This window comes from Luteolibacter pohnpeiensis (genome assembly GCF_016595435.1).
Lineage (GTDB): Bacteria > Verrucomicrobiota > Verrucomicrobiia > Verrucomicrobiales > Akkermansiaceae > Luteolibacter > Luteolibacter pohnpeiensis.
Genome location: NZ_JAENIJ010000156.1, coordinates 1 through 708, shown reverse-complemented (window position 1 = coordinate 708; position 708 = coordinate 1). Strand labels below are relative to the sequence as shown.

1 protein-coding gene is annotated in these 708 nt (G+C 56.6%); it reads left to right on the top strand.

Going from position 1 to position 708, the window contains the following annotated elements; all coding sequences use genetic code 11:
- On the top strand, positions 1-617 hold a 617-nt coding region (locus JIN85_RS20715; RefSeq protein WP_234047547.1), incomplete at its 5' end, for a DUF6714 family protein.
- Positions 618-708 lie beyond the last annotated feature (91 nt).

The following is a 708-nucleotide window of genomic DNA, read 5'->3' as shown; positions in this document are numbered from 1 at the left end:
CGTTGTGCAGAAAAATGAAGCGCATCACACCAGACGAACTCGCGGAGATGCGCGCCAGAGGTTTTGATCGCGTTCTCCTTGAGCAGGCGAGCGAAGCAGTTGAGCGGGGCAGGATGGCAGACGAGCTGATCACCACCATTTCGGAGGCCTTTCGAGAAGTGACCCTCGGCGACGGAGTTGGATTGCGGCATGCACAGGGATTAGACGACTACGAAGACGGGGAGACTTGTGCGGCATATCGCGAGAGTGATGAGAAGGACGACTGGCGAGCGATCTCGTCCGACGACCTCAACAGTTGCAACAGCAGTTTGAGCTTCTTCGATGCGGAGGGCATGAGATTTCACCTTCCCGCCTACATGACCGCGGAGCTACGTGGGGATTATCGTTTCGGGATGTCCTTTTGCCTCACCCATCTTGACGCCCACGGGCGCACCTACTTTACGGCCTTGTCCGAAGTCCAGCGCCAGGCAGTGCGGCTGTTCCTTCTGTTTCTCCGTGACGATCCAGATTATCAGTTTGACCGCGAGGAGATCGATCAAGCTTTGGAGAGCTATTGGACAGCCGAGCGCTATTCTGAATCAACCAATGCACAACAAGGCGGCGCACCTAACCGCTGACCCGCCGCGAGTCGAAATTTTACCGTGATTACAACCTCAACCCAGAGTAGGAGTGGCGCCGCAGGTCAGCGGTAGGTGACCTCAGACGTTC